Genomic DNA, 1,832 nt, shown 5'->3' on the forward strand with positions numbered 1-1,832 from the left:
ATGATCGTCTGGTCGCATTGGCTGATTTCAATCCGGATTACATGGATCATGGTGGACCAATTCTCAAATGACGCATGGACGCCTTTTTTTGAATCGATCAGCGTCAGTTCCGGCCAAGCACCGCCAAAATGAGAACGGCAATCAGGACCGTGCCAAGCACGCCGATCCCCGTGTGACCAAACCCATAGCCATACCCGCCTCCATATTCGGCGGAAGCATTCAATTTTGCGCCAGCTTGTGATACCCGACCATGGGGCCACGGCCTAGGCGCGTTGTCCCTGGCGAACAGGCAAACACAAATGGCTGCTCGGAAACAATGGCTTAGCTGGCGGCCTGTTGCGGTTCAGGTCGTGCTGGCTTCGATCGCTGCTTCGCAGGCTCTGGCCAAATCGCTATCCGGTTGGGTCATTCCCGGAAGCGTAGCCCAGCCCGCATCCATGACCGCGTCCCGGCGTTTGTAGCTGGAGGCAGCTGCAAGCACGGCGAGCTTTTCAACCCGATTGGGATCCATTTTCGACATGTCCACGCAAAGCGGCACCAAAGCCGCCAGAACTTGGGCATCGCCGGCGTTTCTCGCCATTGTGTTCGCCGAACCGGTTGTGACCCAGCCGCCCCAGCTAAAGCCGACTATCGTTACGGCGACAGCGCCAATTATTCCGCCGTATATGCCGGGTTTAAGCCATTCAGGTGTTGTCATCTTGATTTCTCCTTTGTTGTGATTGTCCGGAAATCGACGTGGGCGATTCCGGTTTGGTAATGAATTGGAATACGAGCCAGTGGCGCGGGGTGTCCCGGGGCAACTCGCTGAATTCCTATTTTACTTTCTTGCCGGCGATAGACAGTGTTGGCCTTCCGGCGTTCGAGTCCGAGGTTGCGGAAACCTTCGGCGTTGGCTGTTTTGGTTTCTTGGCCTCCTTGTTGCCTCGGTCGCCGTTGCATTTGCCCATGGGACGTCCTTCGATTTCGCGGCAATGCAGTCAGCAGTATCTAAAAGAATTGCTTGCCGCTGGTTTTCCAATGATTGCCCGGATAAGGACGCTCAATGGTTTGATATGCTGTAGCTTTTCTCTGTCTTGTAGCACCGGGGGCTGTTAGCCGATGCCTGCCCAAAATCGCCCAAACGACTTCGGCTCGTCGATGCGTTCTCCGGAAGGCCCGTGAAAACGACGCGCCAAATTTCGGTGCCACCCCGATATCGACAGCGCCACCAAGAGGGCGCAGATTGCCTGGAAAGCGCTCCTTACATGGGGCTGCCGATAACAATATCAGAAGCCGGTGGGCCCCGACGCGTGGAATGACCGATCATGCTGACTTTCAGGCAACTGTGCAGCCCAAAACCGCAACTGATGCCTGACTACCGCAAATCCGCCTAGGCCACACTGATCAGGGTTAGTGGACCGCAACTTTTCGTCAGGCACCTTTTTTCGTCGGAAAATCTGAAATGCCCCCAGTCCGAGACAGAATGGCACAAGATCCTTGTTGTTTCCTGCACACGGCTGTCAGCGTCGGGCTAAAACGGCTATGATTTGAACAGTTTGTCGTGTGACGTAGCCGTTAGGGCCAACGGCTGGTCTCGGAATGCCAAAGCATCGCTTTTTACTGCGACATTGCACGGCGGCAGTGAGCCCACTTCGACCGATGCTACGGAACGTATGAATGACATGGTGTGATCGCATCCCAAGTCGGGCAGTTCGGCGAACGTGCCCCGATTTGTCGAAGCAGGCTTTGCTTCAGAGAGCGATACCGTCATCCCGGTCCACTGCGATTCCGTTCACCGTCACTTGTCCGTTTGTCACTTTGATCCGATAGATTTTGCCGTCCTGCCTTAAGAC

General features: G+C 55.3%; 1 protein-coding gene. It reads right to left on the minus strand.

Annotated elements, in window-relative coordinates; genetic code table 11:
- Positions 1 to 343: 343 nt before the first annotated feature.
- A complete protein-coding gene (locus WBM93_RS14535) occupies positions 344 to 697 on the minus strand; it encodes a hypothetical protein (RefSeq protein ID WP_424432583.1) in 354 nt (117 codons plus the stop codon).
- Positions 698 to 1,832 lie beyond the last annotated feature (1,135 nt).

The organism is Parasphingorhabdus sp., assembly GCF_049667325.1.
Lineage (GTDB): Bacteria > Pseudomonadota > Alphaproteobacteria > Sphingomonadales > Sphingomonadaceae > Parasphingorhabdus.